The sequence below is a fragment of the Flavobacterium sp. genome (assembly GCF_044373165.1).
Taxonomy (GTDB): Bacteria; Bacteroidota; Bacteroidia; order Flavobacteriales; family Flavobacteriaceae; genus Flavobacterium.
Window position 1 is genome coordinate 17,636 of the sequence record NZ_JBILQL010000012.1, and the last position, 23,663, is coordinate 41,298.

17 protein-coding genes and 2 tRNA genes are annotated in these 23,663 nt (G+C 37.4%); 11 read left to right on the forward strand and 8 right to left on the reverse strand.

Annotation, left to right across the window (positions count from 1 at the left end; translation table 11 throughout):
* The 3 genes from ACIQ32_RS03285 to ACIQ32_RS03295 all read right to left on the reverse strand — a co-directional run bounded on the left by ACIQ32_RS03285 (position 1) and on the right by ACIQ32_RS03295 (position 4,389).
* Positions 1-1,338 carry a 2TM domain-containing protein gene (locus ACIQ32_RS03285; RefSeq protein ID WP_396194251.1) on the reverse strand — a complete coding sequence of 446 codons (1,338 nt, stop codon included), beginning with the start codon at positions 1,336-1,338 and terminating at the stop codon, positions 1-3.
* A 95-nt stretch (positions 1,339-1,433) separates the two neighbouring features.
* On the reverse strand, positions 1,434-2,054 hold the full coding sequence (locus ACIQ32_RS03290; protein ID WP_396194252.1) for a hypothetical protein: 621 nt from the start codon (positions 2,052-2,054) through the stop codon (positions 1,434-1,436).
* Positions 2,055-2,235: 181 nt separating this feature from the next.
* Entirely contained in the window at positions 2,236-4,389 is a 2,154-nt protein-coding gene (locus ACIQ32_RS03295) for a TonB-dependent receptor domain-containing protein (RefSeq protein ID WP_396194253.1), read from the reverse strand.
* A 171-nt stretch (positions 4,390-4,560) separates the two neighbouring features.
* On the opposite strand from ACIQ32_RS03295, the gene ACIQ32_RS03300 reads away from it, so the two are divergent.
* From ACIQ32_RS03300 to ACIQ32_RS03340, 9 genes are all read left to right on the forward strand, one after another.
* Positions 4,561-4,956: a hypothetical protein gene (locus ACIQ32_RS03300; RefSeq protein WP_396194254.1), complete on the forward strand. Its 396-nt coding sequence runs from the start codon at positions 4,561-4,563 to the stop codon at positions 4,954-4,956.
* A 118-nt stretch (positions 4,957-5,074) separates the two neighbouring features.
* Positions 5,075-5,611, forward strand: coding sequence for a hypothetical protein (locus ACIQ32_RS03305; RefSeq protein ID WP_396194255.1), 537 nt, complete (start codon positions 5,075-5,077; stop codon positions 5,609-5,611).
* Positions 5,612-5,718: 107 nt separating this feature from the next.
* Positions 5,719-6,777 carry a nucleoid-associated protein gene (locus ACIQ32_RS03310; RefSeq protein ID WP_396194256.1) on the forward strand — a complete coding sequence of 353 codons (1,059 nt, stop codon included), beginning with the start codon at positions 5,719-5,721 and terminating at the stop codon, positions 6,775-6,777.
* Positions 6,778-6,879: 102 nt separating this feature from the next.
* A complete protein-coding gene (locus tag ACIQ32_RS03315; protein WP_396194257.1) occupies positions 6,880-8,721 on the forward strand; it encodes a hypothetical protein in 1,842 nt (613 codons plus the stop codon).
* Positions 8,722-8,892: 171 nt separating this feature from the next.
* Positions 8,893-9,159 carry a hypothetical protein gene (locus tag ACIQ32_RS03320; RefSeq protein ID WP_396194258.1) on the forward strand — a complete coding sequence of 89 codons (267 nt, stop codon included), beginning with the start codon at positions 8,893-8,895 and terminating at the stop codon, positions 9,157-9,159.
* 47 nt (positions 9,160-9,206) lie between these two features.
* Positions 9,207-10,100: an ABC transporter ATP-binding protein gene (locus tag ACIQ32_RS03325; protein WP_396194259.1), complete on the forward strand. Its 894-nt coding sequence runs from the start codon at positions 9,207-9,209 to the stop codon at positions 10,098-10,100.
* Between the two features lie 13 nt (positions 10,101-10,113).
* Positions 10,114-10,947: an ABC transporter permease gene (locus ACIQ32_RS03330; RefSeq protein WP_396194261.1), complete on the forward strand. Its 834-nt coding sequence runs from the start codon at positions 10,114-10,116 to the stop codon at positions 10,945-10,947.
* A 126-nt stretch (positions 10,948-11,073) separates the two neighbouring features.
* A complete protein-coding gene (locus tag ACIQ32_RS03335) occupies positions 11,074-16,170 on the forward strand; it encodes a T9SS type B sorting domain-containing protein (RefSeq protein ID WP_396194262.1) in 5,097 nt (1,698 codons plus the stop codon).
* Positions 16,171-16,173: 3 nt separating this feature from the next.
* The gene (locus ACIQ32_RS03340; protein WP_396194263.1) at positions 16,174-17,091 is read left to right on the forward strand and encodes an alpha/beta hydrolase; all 918 of its coding nucleotides are present in this window, start codon (positions 16,174-16,176) and stop codon (positions 17,089-17,091) included.
* Between the two features lie 268 nt (positions 17,092-17,359).
* Here ACIQ32_RS03340 and typA read toward each other — a convergent pair whose 3' ends face one another.
* A complete protein-coding gene (gene typA, locus ACIQ32_RS03345; RefSeq protein WP_396194264.1) occupies positions 17,360-19,156 on the reverse strand; it encodes a translational GTPase TypA in 1,797 nt (598 codons plus the stop codon).
* A 162-nt stretch (positions 19,157-19,318) separates the two neighbouring features.
* Here typA and ACIQ32_RS03350 point away from each other — a divergent pair, with 162 nt between their 5' ends.
* Complete coding sequence (locus tag ACIQ32_RS03350) at positions 19,319-21,037, forward strand: PAS domain S-box protein (protein WP_396194265.1); 1,719 nt, start codon at positions 19,319-19,321, stop codon at positions 21,035-21,037.
* Positions 21,038-21,041: 4 nt separating this feature from the next.
* Positions 21,042-21,440 carry a response regulator transcription factor gene (locus ACIQ32_RS03355; RefSeq protein ID WP_396194267.1) on the forward strand — a complete coding sequence of 133 codons (399 nt, stop codon included), beginning with the start codon at positions 21,042-21,044 and terminating at the stop codon, positions 21,438-21,440.
* Between the two features lie 59 nt (positions 21,441-21,499).
* On the opposite strand, the gene rpsT is transcribed toward ACIQ32_RS03355, so the two are convergent.
* The 4 genes from rpsT to proS form a co-directional block, all read right to left on the reverse strand.
* Positions 21,500-21,751, reverse strand: a complete 252-nt coding sequence (rpsT, locus tag ACIQ32_RS03360; protein WP_396194268.1) for a 30S ribosomal protein S20 — start codon at positions 21,749-21,751, stop codon at positions 21,500-21,502.
* A 154-nt stretch (positions 21,752-21,905) separates the two neighbouring features.
* A tRNA-Glu gene (locus ACIQ32_RS03365) sits at positions 21,906-21,977 on the reverse strand.
* A gap of 22 nt (positions 21,978-21,999) precedes the next feature.
* A tRNA-Glu gene (locus ACIQ32_RS03370) sits at positions 22,000-22,071 on the reverse strand.
* Positions 22,072-22,153: 82 nt separating this feature from the next.
* Positions 22,154-23,632: a proline--tRNA ligase gene (gene proS / locus ACIQ32_RS03375; protein ID WP_396194269.1), complete on the reverse strand. Its 1,479-nt coding sequence runs from the start codon at positions 23,630-23,632 to the stop codon at positions 22,154-22,156.
* Between the last annotated feature and the right edge of the window lie 31 nt (positions 23,633-23,663).

Below are 23,663 nucleotides of genomic sequence, written 5' to 3' on the forward strand. Positions count from 1 at the left end.
CTAACTCCATTTATTGTTAGGGTTGTTTTCTTTATTCAAAATCTCACGAATCTTTTTTTCTTCCCAGGATTTCCCGTAACCGAAAGTCTCTAAGGCATGAAAAGTCAAGCCCATTCCCCAACCCAACATCGGGAACCAAAACCATTGAAAATTACTGGTCTTAAGATTAATGAATATTAAAATCGGAATAACGAAACAATACGAAATTAAGTTACCGTAAAATCCTTTTAGTTTTTCTACTCGTTCTTTGGCTCTGACATAAGCCATGTTTTCATTGTAAATATTTTGTGTTTCCATGATGACAATTTGTTTGGTTAAAATTGGAATTTTGACCTTGAAAACGGTTTCGTTTTGTTCGACCAAAACCTTTCTTTCTGAAATCAAGCCATATCGGTTAACGATGTTCTGCAGTCCAACGCCTTTTCGATCTTGCAAGACTTCCTTCTTTTGTAAATTATTTTCAACTATTAAGTAATTGCTTTCAATATAAATTTTGATGTGAAGTGGTTTTTGCTCACTCACTACATTGTGTTTGATAGTATTTTCCAATAAAAGCTGGAGTGATAACGGTACTACCTTGGCTTCCGGATTGTCGAATTCAGTTGGCAGTTCATAACTGATACTGTTTTCAAAACGCATTTTAAGCAAATTCATATACGTTTTGGCGAATGACAATTCTTCCTCCACTGACACCAGTTCTTTGTCTTTTTGTTCCAAAACATAGCGGTAGATTTTAGACAAAGACGTTGTAAACTTTTGTGCATTATCCGGATTCTCTTCAATTAAGGAACTCAACACATTCAAGCTGTTGAATAAAAAGTGCGGATCGATTTGGTTTTTTAAACTTTCAAATTGAGCCGAAGCGGTTCCGGCGATGACTTTTTGTTCTTTGACCTTGTTTTCAGCATAGGCTTTGTAAAAATAAAAAGCGTGAAAAGCTAAAGTAACTACCAAAGTTATCACAATCGCCACCAAGTAATTGGCCATGTGTTCTTTGCTTAAAAATACACTGAATGGTATTCCTTCTATGATTACATCTTCAAAAATTCGCAATAAAAAAATCACGCCGATAGATCCCAAAAACGATAGTATAAACCCAATCAAAATACGTTTAGGTGTAAATCTTTCTGTTTTGAAAACCTTATCTAAATAGATAAAAACAAAGGCATTCGAAAGGTATAAAGTCAACCCGTAAAGCATGGTATAGCCAAAGTTGACCAACAAGCCATAATCGAAGGTTATGGTATTTCCGGTAATCCATCGAATCAAAACCAACACTACAAAGATGGTTAGTGAAATGATGATGGCTCTGGGAATTTCTTTGTATAATGGTTTCATTACTTTTTTTTAGGTGCTAAGGTTCTGAGGTGCTAAGGTTCTGAGGCACTGAGTTCATTTTCTTAGAACCTTAGTGCCCTAGTATCTTAGTGCCTTTATTTACAATTCTTCAACGCTTCTTTCGCTCTTTCTAATCCCCATTTTGGGTGAAAAGGTGATTCGGGCACAAACTTTTCAAACAATGGAATTGCTGATTCCAAATCTAAGCATAATTTTTTTACATCGGCTCCGGTCCATTGCGCACTGTTAATTTCAAACTCGGCTTTGCAATACACCGCTCTGGGATTTTCGGGGGCTATTAATTTAGCTTTGGTGTACAACTCCATTACTTTAGGAGAATACTTCATGCCGTTAGCCATAGGATCTTGAACTATCATGGCGGTATAAATCATGGCTTGCATAACTAATAGTTCCGGGTTATTTTGACTTACCATTGAAGCTGCATCTTGCGCTTGTTGGGCTTTTTCAATTAATACCGCTGCATTGTTTTTGTTGGCCGGATTAAAGGCTTCCGTTGTATTGATAAAAGCTACATAATAATTGGGCAACCAGTTGTTTTTTTCGGCTGCGGCAATACGCTCCATTAAATCAGAAGCTTCTTTAGATTTGCCTTCTTTCCAGAGGCCGAGTGCTTTTCCCATACCTTGTTCATAAGAGGTTTGAGCGGATAAAATAGAACTAACTAAAAGGGCGATAATGGTAATAATTTTTGTCATGATTTCTTTTTTTTGATGATTAAAACTCTTGTTATTTTATACTCCAAAATTAGGGAGGTTGGTACGGCTGTGAAATTTATTATGACCGAACTGTAGATTTTTGGGGATGAATTGTTTTTAAAAAGGTGCTGAGGTACTAAGATGCTATGGTGCTGAGACTTTTGCCTTAGTTTGTTAGCACCTATAAATTATTCAACTGATTATCCTTTTTGTTCTCACTAATGGTCCAAAAGAAACCTACAAAGAAAAACTGATCGGCGGTTGGGCGAATGGCTCTTCTATTGTAAACACCTTCTGCATTGGGTGTATTGGCGTATTCGTAACCAAAAACATTGGCCGTTCCTAATGCATTAGAGACTGAAAAATACAGTATCTTTTGCTGTGTCATTAAGTAAGCCCAACCCAAGCTTAAGTTATTATAGCCTTTGGTTCTGCCATTCATAAATTGGGTTTCATTAGGGTTATTGAATGGTCGTCCGGTGGTGAAAGTATTGGTAACACTTAACTGCGATTTCCATTTGTTAATCCACCATTTCGATACCAAGCTCAAACTGTGGTTGGCCACAAAACTCGGCGTCACTTCAGCGGTAAAGTTTCGGTAATTTCTTTGGGTATCTATGTAAGAATAGGAAATCCAGTATTCCAGATTTTTAACCGATTTGTTGTCTCTCCAAAACACATCCAATCCTCGAGCATAACCTGAACCCAAATTGCTGAAATTGGAATCAAATTGAACAGACTGCGTGTCAAACTTCACTAAATCTTCATACGATTTTAAATACACTTCAGCTCTGAACGTTCTGCGATCTTTGTTGAATTGGTAGTTCAAAATATAGTGTTCCGCTTTTTCGCTCTCTAAATCATCCGCATATTTCAAGTAGTCTTGCCGTGGTGCTTGAGTAAAACTACCGTAGGCAAAGGAAAACTGACCGTTTTGAGACACTTTATAGGCTAAGGAAGCTCTTGGCGCTATGACCGTTTCGTTAAGCAAATCGTTGTGGGACGAGCGAGCGCCCAACTTAAAAGCAAACTTTTTAGAGAAGAAAATATCCGTTTCTGCATAAACAGCAGCGATATTGGCATCGTAACCGCTATTGAAGGTTTGACCTGAATTGGCTTTGAAATCTTCGCTAAAACGAGTCATAAAATAATCGCTCCCGAAAGACAGTTTCACGCGATCAGAGAAAGACTTTTTTACTTTCAATTTCAAATGGGAAGCGTGTTCCCCATTCGATACATTATCAACATTAATACCGATTGTATTTTGGCTGTAACCATAACTCAAACCGGTAAACAATTGCCATTGTGAACCAAAATTTCTTTTGTAAGAGGAATTCAAATAAAAATTATTGTTGTTCAAATCAACTCTTATTTTATCCGGACTGTTGATGGTTTCGCTGTTGATGTCGAATTGAGAAGCCTCAAAAGCCGCATATAATTTAAACAAACCCGACTCAAAACTATGACGGTAAACCGCTTCGCCCGAAAGTGACTGAAAAGGTTTGTTCCAATCGGCACGTTGCGGAAATACTTTTTGGTACGGCTCTAAATTGATATAAGCCGTGTTAAAGCTCAACGAGTTGTTGCCCCATTTTTGGGTATTGGCCAAACCTAAACCAACGGTCATTAACGAAATATCTGTTTTTTCTTCGGTGGCTTCGTCTTGGGTATTTAACAACAATACACTCGACAAAGCTTCTCCGTATTCGGCCGAATAACCTCCTGTAGAAAACGACATGCCACTGAATAAGAAAGGAGAAAATCGCCCTCTGGTTGGTACATTCGCTGTTGTAGCGCCATAAGGTTGGGCTACTCGAATACCGTCTACAAAAGTTTGGGTTTCATCGGCTTCACCACCACGAACGAATAATCTGCCGTCTTCGCCAACGGTTTGGGTTCCGGGTAACGTTTGCAAAGCCGACACTATATCACCTAATGCACCGGCAGTAGTTACAATATCTAAGGGTTTCAAGACCGAAACTCTGGCTTTTTCGCCCGCATCAAAAGTTCCGGCGGTAACAATAACGGCATCGAGTGAATTGACACTTTCCTTGAGTTTGAAAACTTTATTTTGACATTCAGCCACATTAATTGTGACTTTTAGCGTTTCATAGGTCAAGAAACTAATCACTAAAACCTGATTGCCGTTAGCAGTTGTGGTGAATTTAAAATTCCCGCTCTCATCAGACGAAGCACCGTCATAAGTGCCATCGATAAAAATGTTAGCACCGGTGATAGGCTTGCTTTTTTCATCGAGTACGGTTCCTGAAATAGTTTGTTGCGCCTGAATTGCGAAAGTGGCTAAAAGAAAAACGAAAGTGTAAAATGATTTCATTGTTTTTTGTTTTGATGAGACAAACTTCAGGCAAAAAAGCAGGCATAAAAATTTAAATGAACCGAATTGTAGATTTTGGCAGATGAACTGTAGAAAATTTTAAAAAAAAATTACTTTAACAAAATATCCCAATAAAATTCTGTAGCATTGCATAACCAAAACCACTAAACAATGAAAATTATCAAATCACTTTTTGCCTTTGCGGCATTCTTTGCCCTGAATTCTGTTTCGGCTCAAACCATAACAGAACGTTGGCCTGAGATTAGAGCTTATCACGAAGTTATTTCAAAAAGTTACCATTCTTCAGAGGAAGGAATTCTGAATCCTATCAAGTCGAATTCTGAACTTTTGGTTGAAAGAGCCGAAGCCTTATCGGTAGAAAACATGCCTGAAGAATACCGAAGTCCAAAACTCATTGAATCGTTAGTGATTTTGAAGAAAGAGACTAAAAAAGTGAATGATTTGGTACAAAGAAAGTCATCTGACTACGAGATAAAAAAGGCATTAGCTGCATTACATGACACCTTTCATAGAGTAGTTGGTCTCTGTAATGAGGAAAAAAAATAAGAACGAACCGGTCCTAGTGCCGGTTTTTTTATGTCCAAATAGTTTTCAACAATTCGGCTTTCTCAAATCAAATATTGCAAATTAAATTTACCTTTGTGCGCTTATAAAAATTACGATTATGATTTATAAATTCAGAGCCATACTCGATGCCGAAGAAGATGTTTTCAGAGACATTGCTATTCAGGAAGAAGATACTTTAGAAGATTTGCACAATGCCATAGTTAATGCTTTTGGTTTTGACGGCTTAGAAGTGGCTTCCTTTTACACCTGTGACGACCAATGGAACCAAGAAGAGGAAATCCCAATGTTTGATTCGGGCGATGTTCCCGGTGAAATGAAAATCATGAGCGATTATCCTTTAAACCAACTATTAGGCGAAGACCAAACCAAGATTATTTATGTTTACGATTTTATCAATATGTGGACATTCTTAGTTGAATTGGCCGCTATTGAAGATGCCGAAAGCGGTGTCATTTATCCCAACCTGTTATTCTCTCACGGAGAATTACCAAATGTTGCACCGGAAAAAGAATTTGAAGCCGAAAACGAAGACTTCTACTCTGAGTTTGAAGACGATTTAGACGAGGACGATTTAGACATGTTTGGCGGAGACGACAGCTTTGAAGATTTTGGATTTGAAGAGAATTGGAATTAGTAAAGCCTTTAGCTGTTAGCTCTTAGCTATCAGCACTGAAACATTAATAAGAAAAATTATAATTATAAAACTGCTAAAAGCTAACAGCTGATAGCTAACAGCCACAAATGATCAACCTATTCAACGCCCACATCGAATCGTTATCCATCCACCGAGTTGGAAACAAAAGCCGCAACGAAGCTATTTTTTTATCGGAACAACCTTATGGTCTGAATGACGAAATTGTGCCGCTCTTGAAAGAGTATTTTTTTAAGCCTTTCCGCGAAAAAGAAGAAAACTATTTTCAATTTGCCCACGATGTCGATTTAGAATACAACGACATGTTTAATTTGGCTACAGAAATTTTCACCAATCCGAGTGATACGCATGAGGTTTCTAAAAAAATAACCAAACACTTATTTGAACAGTCCAATCATCCGCACATTAAGAATGGAGAAGTATATGTGGCTTACTTGACCAATGTTTCTATTGACAATAACACCGTTGATGCCATTGGTGTTTTCAAAAGTGAAATCAAGAGCGATTTTATGCAATTTGAAGAAAAAGGCAGCACTTTGGAAATGATACTGCAACAAGGTATCAACCTTAATAAATTGGATAAAGGCTGTTTGATTTTCAACCACAAAAAAGAAGAAGGGTACAAAATCCTGACCGTCGACAGCAACCGCTATGATGCGCGCTATTGGTTGGAACATTTCCTTTCCGTAGATGCTTTCCAAGATGAAAATTTCTACACTAAAAAGTATTTAAAATTCTGTCAAGGATTTGCTAAAGATGTAGTACTTCCGGCAGAAGATAAAAAAGAAGAAGTCATGTTTATGAATCGTTCGGTGAATTTCTTTGCCAAAAACGACGAGTTTGAAGAAAGCAAATTCTTGAATGAAGTATTGGACAATCCCGATTTGATTCCGGAGTTCAAGAACTACAAAGTAGACAAAGGCGAAAAATACAGTATTGAAGACATTACCAACTTCCCTATTGCCAATGCAGCAGTAACTGATGCCCGAAAATCGATTAAGAATGTCATCAACTTAGACACTAATATTCAAATCAAACTCGATTTTATCAATCCGGAAAGCGCTGAAAAGTTTGTGGAAAAAGGCTGGGATGAAGAAAAGCAAATGTATTACTACTTGGTTTACTTCAACAAAGAGCAAAAATCATAAATTCAAACCAGAAAAAACACTATCCTCAATTGTTAAATCAATTGGGGGTTTTTTTAGTGTAGCGGTTTTATTTTATATCTTTCCCTTTCGTTATTAAATGCTATGAACCTCAAGTCCTACCTTTTCCTATTGCTATTGCTGTACTGCGGCAACATATCGGCGCAGCAAAAAGAGGTTAACAGCGGTAACGATTCAACCCAAGTGTATAAAAAAATTGAAAACTACTCCAAGAAAAGTAAGTTTAATCGTTTTATATACAGGTTATTATTCAAATCCAACCGACAAACAAAATCAACCAGCGGTGCCAAAAGAAGGCGTTTTTTAATCAAAAAATCATTTGACCGCAACGAAGGTAAAATCATCCGAAGCATTACCATAGAAACCTTAGATCCTTTTGGTTATTCTGCAGAAAATTTCAAAGACCAACCCGAAAAAGGTTTTGAGAAATTTGGCAACAGTTTGCACATCAAATCAAAAAGCTGGACGATTCGCAACCTACTCCTTTTCAAAAAAAATGACCCTTTAGATTCTTTGATTGTCAAAGAATCTGAACGTTTAATTAGAAGACAACGGTATACCCGAAGCGTTGTTATCAAGCCGGTTGAAATACCGGGAAGTCGTGATTCGGTAGACATTTCGATACGGGTTTTAGATACATGGAGTTTGATTCCAAATGGTGCGTTATCAACTTCACAGGGTAACTTTGAACTAACAGAACGAAACTTCTTAGGTTTAGGACACGAATTTCGCAACGAATATACCAGGCGTTTTGAAACCGGTAGAGACGCCTATTTAGGCAGGTATTCTATAAACAACATCAAGAATACGTTTATAAATACTTCGTTAACTTATGAGAATTCGCTAAACAATTACACCACCAAAAACGCCCGAATAGAGCGACAGTTTTTCTCACCATTAACACGATTGGCCGGCGGTATGTTTTTTGAAAAGCGCTTTTTTATTGATTCTTTGCCCAACAACAGCGGTATTTTCAACAATCAAAACTTCAAATCAGATGCTCAAGAATATTGGTTCGGACATTCATTTAAAATATTTAAGGGAAAAAACGAAGATTCTAGAACAACCAACTTAGTAACTACACTGGGATTTAAAAATGTAAGATTCCTGCAAACCCCGGATTTAATCTACGACCCAAGCCGATTTTTTGCCAATGAAAAATTGTATTTGGCTACAATAGGTTTGAATACTCGGAAATTTGCAGAAGACAAATACTTATTTAATTTCGGGATTATTGAAGACATACCCTATGGTCAAGTTTACTCGATTACCGGAGGATTTCAAGAAAAAAACAATATCAAGAGAAGTTATTTTGGCGGTCGATTTGCCTATGGCGATTATTTTTCATTCGGTTATTTAAGTACCAATATCGAATGGGGAAGTTTTTTTAACAACGGTTGCTCTGAAGAAACTACTTTTAGAATTGAAGGCAATTACTTTACCAATTTACTCAACGTCGGCAATTGGAAACTCCGTCAATTCATTAAGCCTACTATGGTTATCGGAAACCATCGCGCGCCCATTATCAAAGACCGGTTGATTATTTCTGACGACAACGGAATTGCCGGATTCAACAATCCTTTGATCAACGGAACAAGAAAACTATCGGTAGCTTTTCAAACGCAAACTTATGCTCCGGGCAATTGGCACGGCTTTCACTTTAGCCCTTTTTACAATATGACATTCGGATTTTTAGGCGATGAAGATAATCGGTTTTTAGACAAAACACTCTATTCTAAGTTTAGTATTGGCGTACTGATTAATAACGATTACTTGGTTTTTAACAGTTTTCAAATATCGCTATCCTACTATCCTTCCATTCCTTTTGAAGGCGAAAATCTTTTCAGAACCAATTCTTTCAAAAACAACGACTTAGCACTTCCTGATTTTCAAATCGGACAACCGGTTATAGTACCTTACAAATAAATAACACCTTCCCGTTTTTTGTAAGTTTATTTTTTAATAAAGTGTTGATTATCTGTATTTTGTCGATTATTTTTTGCTTATCAACGACAAAATAATAAGTTTATACTAATCAAGTCTCTTAGATTTGACAATACTGTATAGGTAAAGTACAACGCATTAAAATCCTATCCTATGAAAAACATTTACTTGACTCAAGGAATGGTGAAAAAAAATTATCGCTGTTCCCTACTCGGACATCAATATGTGGAAACAAAAAAAATCAATTTGCATTTCAGTGAATTCGAATGTACTGTCTGCAGAACTCAGGCAACCAACGACTCCAGAGGGAATAAAATTACACTAACCACAAGACTGAAAGACATTAACGAAACCTTGTTTTATTTGAATCTTAAAAAACAATTCCTCAGTAGGTTTTATTTTCAAAAAAAAGAACAGTAACAAAAATAGATTTCATTCGTCATACTTTTGAATTAAAAAACTGACCATTGGAATCGACCATTTTATCCATTAAAAATCTTCACAAACGTTACGGCAAAATCCATGCGGTAAATAACGTTTCACTCGAAATTCAAAAAGGCAATGTCTATGGTATTCTTGGACCTAACGGCAGCGGAAAATCAACAACTTTAGGTATTGTTTTAAATGTAGTAAACAAAACCTCGGGTGAATACCATTGGTTCGATGGTACTATGCTTACCCACGACGCTTTGAAAAAAGTAGGCGCCATTATTGAACGTCCTAATTTTTATCCTTATATGACCGCCAAAGAAAACTTGGAGTTGGTTTGTAAAATTAAAGGCATCAATTACGAAAAAATTCAGGAAAAGTTAGAGATAGTTGGACTGACCGATCGAAAAGACAGCAAGTTCAAAACCTTTTCATTAGGAATGAAACAACGCTTGGCTATTGCTTCAGCACTTTTGAATGATCCTGAAATATTAATTTTAGACGAGCCAACCAACGGACTCGACCCACAAGGAATTCACCAAATTCGTGACATTATTAAGTTAATTGCTTCTCAAGGCACCACCATACTTTTGGCTTCTCACCTTTTGGATGAAGTAGAAAAAGTATGTAGTCATGTTTTGGTATTGCGTTATGGTGAAATTTTGTACAATGGAACTGTCAACGGAATGATTGCAAATGAAGGCCACTTTGAACTTCAGGCTGATGACATGAAAAAGCTTTCAGAAATTTTGCTAAAACATCCGGAAATTGAAAAAACATCGGAAGTAGAAGGTAAAATAGTGGCTCATTTTAAAAGCCTGATTGAACCGGCTGTTTTGAACAAATACTGTTTCGAAAATAACATTTACTTGAACCATTTGGTACTGAAAAAACTAAGCTTGGAAGAACAATTTTTAGCCTTAACAAAATAACAAGATCAAGACAATGAAAAGACTTTTATCCATAGAATTACAAAAAATCTGGAAAAATAAAGCTAGTAGAATCCTTACCATCACCTATTTTATATTACTTACATTTTTATCGTTTATCGCCTCCATTAAATTTGATATCGGGCCTATACCCATCAGATTGGCTGACCAAGGAATTTTTGATTTTCCTTTTATATGGCATTTTAACTCTTTTATTGCAGCATTCCTTAAAATTTTCCTTGCGGTTATTATTGTTTCGATGATGGCTAATGAATACAGTTACGGCACCTTAAAACAAAACCTGATAGACGGAATGAGTAAGAAGGAATTTATCATTTCAAAGGTTTATACTATTGTTTTGTTTGCTGCCATTTCAACCTTATTTGTTTTTATTGTTTCTTTAATCTTGGGATTGATTTTTTCTTCATTTGATGAAATTGGAATTATTTTCTCCCGCATGGACTATTTGTTCGCTTACTTTATAAAATTAGTAGGATTCTTTTCCTTCTGCCTTTTTATAGGAGTTTTGATAAAACGTTCCGCTTTTGCTCTGGGCTTTTTGTTTATGTGGTTTATTTTTGAAATGATTTCCTATGCCATTGCCTACAACAACCTTAAAAACAGCGCATTAGTAGATAAAATATACGATTATTTCCCATTGATGTCTATGTGGAGTTTGGTGCCTCAACCCTTTACAAAGTTGAATGCTGTTAGAACCATTGGAAGCCAACTTGGAGTGGAAGACATGAGAAATTATGATGTGCCCTACACCTCAGTTGCCGTCGTTTTAGTTTGGTCGGCCATTTTTATTTATTCCTCTTATAAAATCATCGAAAAAAGAGATTTATAATTCGATCATCAATCACAATACTAGGCAAGTCAGCGTAGATTTGGCTTGCCTAAAATCAATTCTTAAAGAAAACATAAATAGAGCAGTTCGTTTTATGTTTTCTTTTTTATTTCCTAATTTTAGCGAATGAAAAAGAAGTTATTTTTTTTATTCCTTATCGCATTTTTCACTTCAAATTGTTTCTCACAATTTAGTAAAACACATTACATACCGCCTTTATCCGGTTCGAGTGCAGTAATCTCAGAAGACCAGTATTTATACATCTCAACACCTAATGTTAATCCGATCAATTTCAGAATTATTGAATTAGGAGGAAATATCATCAACGGAACAGTTTCCAGAAATAATCCTTTTATTTATTACGTAGGTTTTGGAAACAATACACAACTCCATGTAGATGCGGGTTCCTCCAACCAAATATTTTCAAACAAAGGCTATATTGTTGAAGCAGATGACCTAATTTACGTTTCTGCCAGAGTAACAGCAGGCGACGGAAATCAAGCGGGACAATTAGTTTCAAAAGGAAAAGCTTCTTTAGGAAATCATTTCAGGATAGGTGCTTTAACCAACTTGCAAGTTGGAAATTATGTTAACATACACAACACTTTTGTTTCCGTCTTAGCCACCGAAAACAATACCACAATTAACTTCAGTGACTTTGGTACCGGAATACAACCTGTCAACAGCAGTAACGGTGACACTCCTTTCAGTATTGTGTTGAACAGCGGAGAAAGTTATGTAATGAGTGTTCAAGGACCGCACAATCCCAATCGTGCCGGTCTTATTGGTGCCTTGGTGACTTCTGACAAGCCAATTGCCTTGAATTGTGGTTCCTTTGGCGGAAGCAATGCACAAGGAAATCTTGATTTGGGTTTTGACCAAATTGTTCCCTTGGAAAGAATAAGTAATACAGAATTTATTTTCATTAAGAGTACGGGAGTGAATGCTGTTGAGACGGTTTTATTAGTGGCAGATGTTGATAATACTGAGGTCTTTTTATCGGGTTCAACCACGCCTAATTTCACCATCAATGCAGGGGATTATCTTGTTCTAGACGGCTCCAACTTTAATGCTTCAGGAAATTTGTACTTGCGAACCAGTCAAAAAGTATTCGCTTATCAGAGTATTGGAGACAATAGTGCTGTAGACCAGCGCAATCAAGAACTATTCTTTGTTCCGCCTTTAAGCTGTCAAACGCCAAGAATCATCGATAATATTCCGGCGATAAACTTTGTAGGGACACGACAATTTACGGGAAGAGTCACTTTAGTCACTAAAGTTGGTGCAACTCTTACATTTTTAATTGACAACGTACCCTATACCCTAAGCAGTTTAAGCGGAATTGCTACTGTTAACGGACCAACTCCTGTACAAGGAAATGATGATTATGAAACCTATGTCATCACAGGATTAACAGGTAATGTTTCTGTATATTCTACTGAAGAATTGTATTTGGCTGCTTACGGAACCAGTGGCGCAGCTACTTTTGGCGGTTTCTATTCGGGATTTACTTTTGAACCTGAAATATCTTTTACCCAACTGGATGTTAACCAGCAAAGTTGTATTCCAAATACAGTACTTTCAGTAAATACCCTGAGTCCGTTTGATACTTTTCAATGGTATTTTAACGGAAATCCTATCAGTGGCGCAACCAACAGCAGTTACACCCCTTCTGCTTTAGGTCCAGGATACTATTATGTTTCAGCTACTATTTCGAGCTGTACATTACCCATCAATTCAACAGAAATACCGGTTAGTTCCTGCCCTTCGGATGATGAAAATGACGGAGTCAATAATAACATTGATGCGGATAACGACAACGACGGTATAACTAATTGTAACGAATCTTATGGTGATTTGGGAGTCAATTTAACCAATACCACGTTGGGTAGTGTTTTTGTGGATAATTACATTAATTCTTTTATTGGAAGTATCAATTTCACGGGCACAGGAACACCTTCAACGACACCAATTGTAGGTGACAATTCAGGTAATTTTGTTACGGAAGCAGCGACCGGAAAAAACAACGGTGTTAGTTATACCGCCACCTTCAACAATCCAATCAGTTTGGCATTAGAATATGCCTCTGTAGCGGATAACAACGACTATTTCAGTGCTTCAACCGAGTTTAGGATCAAATGTCCGATTAACAAAACCCTTACTGTTTTAAATCCTGACAATCAAATCTTAATTGATACCAATTACGACGGAATTTTTGAAAGCGGTGTCAGCGAGTACTCTTCTTTTGAAATCCGATTCCGTTTAAACAACACTATTGCTTTGCTTCCCGGGACAGGTACGTTTTCTATCAAAGGAAACTTAATCAACGCCATTACAATAACAAATATCAATTTAGTCGACACGAACACCAGTAGAGCAGCAATGAGGTTGATTGCCAATTGTGTACCTAAAGATTCTGATAACGATGGTGTGCCGGACCAATATGATTTTGACAGTGACAATGATACTATACCAGATATGGTGGAATCACAAGGAGAAAATTACACGGTCTTATCAGGAGTTGATGCTAATGGCGATGGTATAGACGACCTATTTGGCACCGGTATAACACCCGATGATCAAGACAATGATGGTTTTCCGAATTATTTAGATGTTGATAGTGACAACGACGGAATTTTTGACATCATAGAATCCGGTAGTCCGGGTAACAGCACCAATACCAATGGAATCACAGTAAATCCGGTTGGCAGTAATGGTATTGCTAACAATTTGGAAACAAATCCCGACAGTGGCATAATCAATTACAGTATCACAGACACTGATGGAGACGGAATTTTTAATTACCTAGAATCCGATAGTGACAATGATGGTTGTTTTGATGTTACAGAAGCCGGCTTTACTGATGAAAACAACGATGGAATTCTGGGCGACATGCCTGTCACTATTATCGGTGAAGGTTTAGTTTTAAACAGTAGCGGTTATGGTATTCCGAACGGAAATTATACAATCGCAGCTCCGATTACCATTTCGGCACAACCACAAGACGTGGCTACTTGTGAATTACAATCAGCGGTATTTACACTTACCTCGGTAACGGTTAACAGTTATTTGTGGCAACTTTCCACTGACAATGGTTTGACTTGGACAAATTTAACCAACAATGCCAACTATTCCGGAACAACTACAGTGGCATTAACAGTAGCTAATGTTACACCGGCTATGGCGGGTTACCAATACCGCGTTTTTTTAAATAAAAACGGCAACAGTTGTGGCTTGTATTCCGATTCGGCAACACTAACAACTTATGCTTTACCGGTAGTAACCACTCCGATATCATTGAAACAGTGTGACAACGATACTGATGGTATTTCGATTTTCAACCTAACCCAAAAAAACGATGTGATTTCAGGGAATTACCTGAATGAAACTTTCACCTATTTTACCTCATTAAACGCGGCAGAAAATGAGATTGCAACAGCACAAATAACCAACCCTATCGCCTACACTTCGGGAACCGGCAGTGTTTATGCCCGAGTAGAAAACAGCGATGGTTGTTATCGGGTTGCCCGAATTGATTTGGTGGTTTCGGTTACCCAAATTCCACCAAACTTTATCATTCCGAATCAATATTTGTGCGATGACTATTTGGATGCAATTAATGACGATTACGACGGAATCTCGGGACCATTCAATTTCACTGCTATTCAAAACAGTTTGGCAGCTATTTTGCCAACAAATGTGAGCATCAAATTTTACAAAACCGAAGCCGATTTCTTAGCCGAGACTGATGCCAACGGAAACTCATTAGCCATAACCAATATCGCTAACTACCGAAATATAGGTTTTCCTAACTTGCAAACCATTTGGGTCCGTGTCGACAGTACTTTAGACAACTCTTGCTTTGGTTTTAGGACTTTCAATGTGGTTGTAGAATCAACACCAATAGCAAATCCGATAAATGCCGCTAATTTAATTCGGGCTTGCGATGATGACCACGATGGCATTTTTGGTTTTGACACTTCCACTTTTGCTACAACGGTTTTGAACGGGCAAACCGGTGTAAATGTAAAATATTACCGAGCAGACGGTTCTCAAATTGTGCCGTTTACCAATCCGTACTTTGTGAATGGTTCGGAAACCATAACTATTAGAGTCAGCAACAATACTACTCAAACGGGTGGTCAACCTTGTTATGATGAAGTACAACTGCAATTTATAGTGGATGATTTACCGCAAGCCTTTGCAGTTGACCTGAATGACGTGATTGTTTGCGATGACGAATTTATTCCGATCAATCAGAATGGTCTTTATAATTTTGACACTTCAGGTATTTTAGGCCAAATTTTAGGTACACAAACCGGGATGAATGTATATTATTATGATGAAAATAATGTTTTAATTCCGAGTAATATTCCGAACCAACTTCCAAATCCGTTCAGAACTAGTACTCAAAATGTAACCGTAATAGTTGAGAATCCTATCAATACAAGTTGTACGGCTCAAACGATAATTCCTTTTACAGTAAATCCGACGCCGAAAATCGATCAGGAAGAAACGGTTATCATTTGTTTACCGTCAACCGAGGCTTTGTTAAATGCAGGGCTATTGGACAACAGCTCACCGGCGGCTTACACTTACCAATGGTATGAAAACAATACCATTATGGCGGGACAAATTAATTATACTATTACAGTCAACACTCCCGGTGTATATAGCGTTGTAGTAACTAACAGTGCCGGATGTTCTAAAACCAGAACCATTACTGTTCTTGGTTCGGAAATTGCCAGTATTCAAAATATCAATATTGAAGACTTACAAGATATTAATTCTATTGCTATTACAGTTAATGGTTCAGGAGTATATGAATTTGCATTAGATGATGCCGGCGGACCCTACCGTGATACCGGTTTCTTTACCAATGTACAAATTGGTTTCCACACACTCTATGTTAGAGATAAAAACGGTTGTGGTGTTTTAGGACCAATTGTAGTTCCGGTATTGGGAATTCCTAAGTACTTTACGCCAAACGGCGACGGATTTCACGATTTTTGGAATGTGAAAGGTGTCAGCGCACTTTATAATTTCCGTTCGATAATTTATATTTTTGACCGTTACGGCAAACTGCTGAAACAACTCAGTACCACTGAAATTGGATGGGATGGAACTTACAACGGAAGACCAATGCCGGGAGACGATTATTGGTATTCGATTCAATTTGAAGATGGCCGAAGTGCTAAAGGACATTTTACTTTAAAACGATAAATTATGAAAACCACCTTTTGCCTTTTATTGATGCTTACCCAAAGTTTACTCCAAGCACAAGACATCAAAGTGACCAGTGGTTTTGTACAGCGTTTTGAAAATTTTTATTCGGAGTTTGTTGAGGGTCGAAATGTTGATGTTTGGTTACCGAAAGGCTACAACACCACTGAAAAATACGCCGTAATTTACATGCACGATGGCCAAATGCTTTTTGATGCCACTACTACTTGGAACAAACAAGCCTGGGAAGTAGACGAAGTAGCCGGTAAACTGAATGCAGATGGTAAAGTCAAAAAGTTTATAGTAGTTGGTATTTGGAATATTGCGGCAAAAAGGCATCCTGAATATTTTCCGCAAAAGCCTTATGAGAGTTTGACTGCGGTACAAAAAGATACTATTACAGCCCAACTCCAAAAAGCCGGTAGAACAAAGGAAAGCTTTAACCCTTACTCCGATTTGTATTTGAAGTTTTTGGTATCCGAATTAAAGCCATTTATCGACAAAAGATTTTCCACAGCCAAAGACAAAGACAACACCTTTATTGCGGGCTCGAGTATGGGCGGCTTGATTTCGTTGTATGCGATATGTGAATATCCTGAAGTTTTTGGTGCTGCGGCTTGTATTTCGACCCATTGGCCGGGTATTTTTGCAGTGGAAAACAATCCGATTCCGGACGCTTTTTATGCGTACATGAGAAAAAAACTGCCTAATCCAAAGTCTAACCGAATTTACTTTGATTACGGCGACCAAACCTTAGACGCCTTGTATCCGCCGTTGCAGAAAATGGCTGACAGCGTTATGGTTGAAAAAGGATTTACTTCAGACAATTGGCAAACCAAATTCTTTCCGGGAAAAAATCATTCTGAAGAAGCTTGGGCGGAAAGATTGTCTATTCCGATGGAATTCCTGCTGAAAAAATAAACCTAGCCCATTTGATTAAGAGGAGAATTTCCTGTGGACATTCGGCAATAACATATTTTCAATTTTCAAGAAAAGTAAATTAGAAAATCAGAATCTCTAGCCCGGATAGTAGTGGAAATCCTTTTTTGTAAGCATAAAAGTCCTTTCCCGAAACTTCGGGACGCTCAGGGTGACACAAAAAAGATTGCAACGGATAGCCGGATTAGCTTCAAGAAAACAAAAAACCCATTCAATTGTGAATGGGTTTCTTTTTATGGTGATTCTAAACTTATAGTTTAAAACGTTTTCTGTCGTTTTCATTCAAGTAAATTTTACGCAAACGCAATGACTTAGGCGTAACCTCTACATACTCATCTTTTTGAATGTATTCCAAGGCTTCCTCCAAAGAGAACTTGATGGCCGGAACGATTTTGTTTTTATCGTCGGCACCGGCAGAACGGAAGTTGGTTAACTGTTTGGTTTTGGTGATATTTATCGTCATATCATCGCCACGAGAGTTTTCTCCAACCACCTGACCTTCGTAGATGTCTTCGTTAGGATCAACGAAAAACTTACCTCTGTCTTGTAATTTGTTGATTGAGTATGGAATCGCTTTACCGTTTTCCATAGAGATTAACGAACCGTTGATACGCCCGGCAATTTCTCCTTTGAATGGTTCGTAACCGATAAAACGGTGTGCCATGATGGCTTCTCCGGCAGTAGCGGTCAATAATTGATTTCTCAAACCGATGATTCCTCTTGACGGAATGTTGAATTTGATAATCATACGCTCGCCTTTACCTTCCATTGAAAGCATTTCCCCTTTACGAACAGAAACGAACTCAACCGCTCTTCCGGAAACGTGTTCCGGTAAGTCGATGGTCAATTCTTCGATTGGCTCACATTTAACACCGTCGATTTCTTTGATGATTACTTGCGGTTGCCCGATTTGCAATTCATATCCTTCTCTTCTCATGGTTTCGATTAAAACTGATAAGTGGAGAACGCCTCGACCGAACACCATGAATTTATCGGCAGAATCGGTATCGGCTACCCTTAGGGCTAAGTTTTTTTCCAATTCTTTGGCCAAACGATCTTTGATGTGACGCGAGGTTACAAATTTTCCTTCTTTCCCAAAGAAAGGTGAATCGTTTATGGTAAATAACATACTCATCGTTGGTTCATCGATAGCGATGGTTTGCAAAGCTTCCGGATTTTCGAAGTCGGCTATAGTATCTCCAATTTCGAAACCTTCTACTCCAACGATAGCACAGATATCACCTGCTATAACGCTTTCCACTTTTTTACGGCCAAGACCTTCAAAAGTATGTAGTTCTTTGATTCTTGATTTGAATACTTTACCATCTCTTTTCACCAAAGAGATAGGCATATTTTCTTTTAAAACGCCTCTTTCCAAACGACCGATGGCAATACGACCGGTGAAAGAAGAGAAGTCTAAAGAGGTGATTAACATTTGAGGTGTACCTTCAGATACTTTTGGAGCCGGAACGTGTTCCACCACCATATCCAAAAGCGGTTCGATGTTAGTGGTAACATTTTCCCAATGATCCGACATCCAGTTGTTTTTGGCAGAACCGTAAACGGTTGGGAAATCCAACTGCCACTCTTCGGCGCCTAATTCGAACATTAAATCGAATACTTTTTCGTGCACTTCTTCCGGAGTACAATTTTCTTTGTCTACTTTATTGATTACCACACAAGGTTTTAATCCTAAGTCGATGGCTTTTTGCAATACAAAACGGGTTTGCGGCATAGGTCCTTCGAAAGCATCTACCAATAAACAAACGCCATCGGCCATGTTTAAGACACGCTCTACTTCACCACCGAAATCGGCGTGGCCCGGAGTATCAATAATGTTAATTTTAGTGCCTTTGTAAACTACAGAAACATTCTTTGAGGTAATGGTAATTCCTCTTTCTCGCTCTAAGTCGTTGTTGTCTAGAATTAAGTCGCCCGTATTTTCATTTTCGCGAAATAATTGACAGTGGTACATAATTTTATCAACCAAAGTGGTTTTACCGTGGTCAACGTGCGCAATAATTGCAATGTTTCTGATAGATTCCATGTGTGCTTTTTTGTGGGTGCAAAGGTACACTTTATTTTCAGATAAAAAACGATAAGGGCATTAGTTTACTGTTTCTTAAAATAGGATCAAAAGTTTATAAAAACCTTGATAAGTTTTCCATCAAATTTTAAAACTAAATTGAAAATCTATATATTTGAAGTAATGAAAAATAATTCGAATAAAATTACATTAACTTACGTCCTTATTTTAATGTTTGTGGCCTTTATTGGTCATCAATTTTTTCTAGATTATATCAAAAACTCCCCGGAGCATACTTCTTTATACTTCTACATAAGAGATTTATTCTTTATTGTAATCTCGGGTTTGATTTTGAAGTTGATTCTTCATCACAATGAACAAAACAACAAATCTGTTTTTGAAAAATTGAAGTTAACCAATAATGAGATTTTAGAATCCAATGAGCGTTATGATATTGTAGCCAAAGCAACGAGTGACACCATTTGGGATTGGAAAATTGAAGACGATAGTTTTATATGGAACAAAGGGATTCAGGGAATTTTTGGGTATAAGAAGGAAGATGTAGGGAAAACGTCAAATTGGTGGTTTGAACGCATTCATCCGGAGGACAGTTTGAAGATGTCGGTTAAATTGTATTCCTTTTTAGAGCAAAAAACCGAAAAATGGCAAGACGAGTACCGTTTTCAATGTGCTGACGGAAGTTACAAATATGTTTTTGACAGGGGTTTTTTAGTAAAAGACAAAGAAGGCAAACCCATCAGAATGATTGGAGCCATACAGGACGTTACTAAGCAAAAAGAGGAAGAACAACGACTTAGGTTATTAGAAACGGTGATTACCCAAACCAAAGATGCGGTAATGATTACGGATATCGACACCTCAAAAGAGGTGATTCCCAACATTATATTTGTGAATTCCGCTTTCACCGATATGACCGGCTATACGGCTGAGGATGTAATAGGGAAATCGCCTATAATGTTCATCGGACCAAAATCAGACATACTCGAATTCGACAAGTTGAAGACTGCTATTCAAGACTATAAAGAATGCTTCGTTGAAACCATTAATTACAAAAAAAACGGGGAAGAATTTTGGAATAACTTTTCGATGATACCGGTAACCAACAAAGACGGAGAACATTCTCACTGGATATCGATTCAAAGAGATGTAACCGAAGAAAAGAATAAGGAAAAGGAAAGAGAACAGTTGATTAGGGAGTTGACACAAAACAACAAAGATTTGAAACAGTTCTCCTATATTACATCACACAATTTAAGGGCGCCATTATCCAACCTAACCGGTTTGTTGAATTTAGTAGAAGACATGACCATTGAAGATCCGGAATTAAAAGAAATCATCACCGGTTTTTCAAAGTCAACCCATTTGCTAAATGAGACCATTAATGATTTGGTGAAGGTGGTGATCATAAAAGACAATCCGTCCATTCAAAAAGAAAAAGTACTGATTAAGGAAATATTTGAAAACGTATTTAACCAATTGAGTTTCTTAATCGGACTTCACAAACCTATCCTTAAAATTGATTTGGAAGAAGTGTCTATTTTAAACATTAACAAATCTTATTTGGAAAGCATCTTCTTGAATTTACTCACGAATGCCATTAAATATCGCTCTGAAAACAAGCAGCTGCGAGTTACCATCTCTTCTAAAGTAGTAGATAATGATTTGATATTAACCTTTAAAGACAACGGAATCGGTATTGACTTAGTACGAAACCGAGACAAAATATTCGGGTTATACCAAAGGTTCCACAATCATCCTGACAGTAAAGGCTTAGGTTTGTATTTGGTCAAATCCCAAGTGGAAGCCATGGGTGGCACCATAAATGTAGAAAGTACGGTAGGCAAAGGCACTACCTTTATAATCGTATTTAAAAATAGCTAAAAATATGTTAGATAAGATTTATTGTGTTGATGACGATGCTATTACCTTAATGCTTTGTAAAAAAGTGATTGAGCGCGCCTCCTTTGCCAAAGAAATACTAACGGCTACCAATGGTGAGGAAGCGATTCTTTTTTTTAAAGAATTAGCCCAGCAATCAGACATGACTTATCCACGCTTAGTACTTTTAGACTTAAACATGCCTATAATGAATGGTTGGGAATTTTTAGACCACTATTTAGAAGAGAGATACCATGAAACTTTCCCTGAGGCGAAATTTATTGTTCTGTCCTCAACCATTGACCCACAAGATGTAGAGAAGACTAAAAATTACCCCATGGTAGTTGATTTCCTTTCAAAACCTATCACCAAAGAAATGATAGAAGGGCTCAAACAAAAAGAATAAATTACAGTAAATAAAAAAAGCACCCGATTGGGTGCTTTTTTAATTGATAACCTTCCTGATTATAACTTAGCTACATGCTTAGTTAATTTAGATTTAAGGTTTGAAGCCTTATTATCATGAATGATATTCTTTTTAGCTAACTTGTCGATCATTGAAATTACGACAGACAATTTTGCAGAAGCATCAGACTTATCAGTAGCCATTCTTAATGCTTTAATTGCATTACGAGTGGTTTTGTGTTGGTATCTGTTCAACACTCTTTTCTTTTCGTTGCTTCTGATTCTTTTTAAAGCGGACTTATGATTTGCCATTTCTTTTTAATTTAATTGTAATAATTTATAAACTATTAGTTAAAAAAGAAAAACCTCCCACAATTAATAAATAATCACTTTGGTTTTAACTAATAAAACATTCGTTTGAGACACTAAACAATTGTTTTATAAAACTAATTTACAACTAATTTTGTAGCCCGTAGGGGAATCGAACCCCTCTTACCAGGATGAAAACCTGGCGTCCTAACCGATAGACGAACGGGCCATTAAGCCTAAGATAAAAATTGTAGCCCGTAGGGGAATCGAACCCCTCTTACCAGGATGAAAACCTGGCGTCCTAACCGATAGACGAACGGGCCATCTTTGCTTAAAATTGCGGTGGCAAAAATACAACTATTTTTTAATCCCGCAAGGCTGCAACTATTTTTTTTATCTTTTTTATTAGTACGCTTTCGCAAACAACACTCTGCCAGCTGATTTGCCTCCGGAGAAAACACATGTTCCTTCTTCTGGTTTTCTGTCTAAAGGGATACAACGAATGGTTGCTTTGGTTAAATCTTTAATTTTTTCTTCTGTTTCAGGGGTTCCATCCCAATGTGCCGAAATAAATCCGGTTTTATGCTCTAAAAAATCTTTAAACTCTTCAAAAGTATTAACCTCTGTAATGTGTTCATTTCGATAAGATAAAGCTTTTTCAAACAAATCATTTTGAATTTGAGATAACAATTCAGCAATGTAAGTTGCGGCACCTTCAGTTGGAATAACTTCTTTGGTCAGATTATCTCTTCTTGCCACTTCGAAAGTTTGGTTTTCTAAGTCTTTAGGACCAATGGCAATTCGAACCGGAACACCTTTTAATTCCCATTCATTAAACTTAAAACCAGGCGACAAAGTATCTCTGGTATCAAATTTAACGGAAACATTTAGTTTTTTAAGTGATTGGGTCAAATCATCAACTAGTGTTTTTATAGCCTCACATTGTTCCTCAGTTTTAAATATCGGCACTACTACTACTTGAATAGGTGCTAAATTAGGAGGCAACACCAAACCATTATCATCAGAATGCGTCATGACTAAAGCTCCCATGAGTCTGGTTGACACTCCCCAAGAAGTACCCCAAACATGCTCTAACTTCCCTTCTTTGCTGGCAAACTTCACATCAAAAGCTTTGGCGAAATTTTGCCCTAAAAAGTGAGAAGTTCCGGCTTGCAAGGCTTTACCATCCTGCATTAAGGCTTCGATGCAGTACGTTTCTTCCGCTCCGGCAAAACGCTCGGATTCTGTTTTCAATCCCTTGATTACAGGGATGGCCATAAAATTCTCTGCAAAATCAGCATAAACATGCATCATTTTTTCAGACTCTTCAATGGCTTCAGATTTAGTAGCGTGAGCCGTATGCCCTTCTTGCCACAAAAACTCAGCGGTTCTTAAAAACAATCGGGTACGCATCTCCCAACGCACAACATTAGCCCATTGGTTAATCAATAGTGGTAAATCTCGGTAGGATTGAACCCAATTTTTATAGGTTGACCAAATAATAGCTTCACTGGTAGGACGAACAATAAGCTCTTCTTCCAGTTTAGCATTAGGATCAACCATTAACTTACCCGGACGGCTTTCATCATTTTTTAATCGATAATGAGTCACTATAGCACATTCTTTAGCGAAACCTTCAGCGTTTTTCTCTTCGGCTTCAAACATGCTTTTGGGAACAAAAAGAGGAAAATAGGCGTTACTGTGACCTGTTTCTTTGAACATACGATCCAATTCTGCTTGCATCTTCTCCCAAATTGCATAGCCGTATGGTTTAATCACCATGCAACCTCTAACGCCTGAATTTTCGGCTAAATCAGCCTTAACTACCAGCTCGTTATACCATTTGGAATAGTCCTCTGCTCTCTTTGTTAAGTTCTTACTCATAATGAATAGTTTGGCATAAAAATTGTTTAAC

Bases quoted from the DNA above. Each gene is read 5' to 3' on its own strand.
- ACIQ32_RS03285 (WP_396194251.1), bottom strand. From the start codon at position 1,338: ATGAAACCATTATACAAAGAAATTCCCAGAGCCATCATCATTTCACTA.
- ACIQ32_RS03290 (WP_396194252.1), bottom strand. From the start codon at position 2,054: ATGACAAAAATTATTACCATTATCGCCCTTTTAGTTAGTTCTATTTTA.
- ACIQ32_RS03295 (WP_396194253.1), bottom strand. From the start codon at position 4,389: ATGAAATCATTTTACACTTTCGTTTTTCTTTTAGCCACTTTCGCAATT.
- ACIQ32_RS03300 (WP_396194254.1), top strand. From the start codon at position 4,561: ATGAAAATTATCAAATCACTTTTTGCCTTTGCGGCATTCTTTGCCCTG.
- ACIQ32_RS03305 (WP_396194255.1), top strand. From the start codon at position 5,075: ATGATTTATAAATTCAGAGCCATACTCGATGCCGAAGAAGATGTTTTC.
- ACIQ32_RS03310 (WP_396194256.1), top strand. From the start codon at position 5,719: ATGATCAACCTATTCAACGCCCACATCGAATCGTTATCCATCCACCGA.
- ACIQ32_RS03315 (WP_396194257.1), top strand. From the start codon at position 6,880: ATGAACCTCAAGTCCTACCTTTTCCTATTGCTATTGCTGTACTGCGGC.
- ACIQ32_RS03320 (WP_396194258.1), top strand. From the start codon at position 8,893: ATGAAAAACATTTACTTGACTCAAGGAATGGTGAAAAAAAATTATCGC.
- ACIQ32_RS03330 (WP_396194261.1), top strand. From the start codon at position 10,114: ATGAAAAGACTTTTATCCATAGAATTACAAAAAATCTGGAAAAATAAA.
- ACIQ32_RS03335 (WP_396194262.1), top strand. From the start codon at position 11,074: ATGAAAAAGAAGTTATTTTTTTTATTCCTTATCGCATTTTTCACTTCA.
- ACIQ32_RS03340 (WP_396194263.1), top strand. From the start codon at position 16,174: ATGAAAACCACCTTTTGCCTTTTATTGATGCTTACCCAAAGTTTACTC.
- typA (WP_396194264.1), bottom strand. From the start codon at position 19,156: ATGGAATCTATCAGAAACATTGCAATTATTGCGCACGTTGACCACGGT.
- ACIQ32_RS03350 (WP_396194265.1), top strand. From the start codon at position 19,319: ATGAAAAATAATTCGAATAAAATTACATTAACTTACGTCCTTATTTTA.
- ACIQ32_RS03355 (WP_396194267.1), top strand. From the start codon at position 21,042: ATGTTAGATAAGATTTATTGTGTTGATGACGATGCTATTACCTTAATG.
- rpsT (WP_396194268.1), bottom strand. From the start codon at position 21,751: ATGGCAAATCATAAGTCCGCTTTAAAAAGAATCAGAAGCAACGAAAAG.
- proS (WP_396194269.1), bottom strand. From the start codon at position 23,632: ATGAGTAAGAACTTAACAAAGAGAGCAGAGGACTATTCCAAATGGTAT.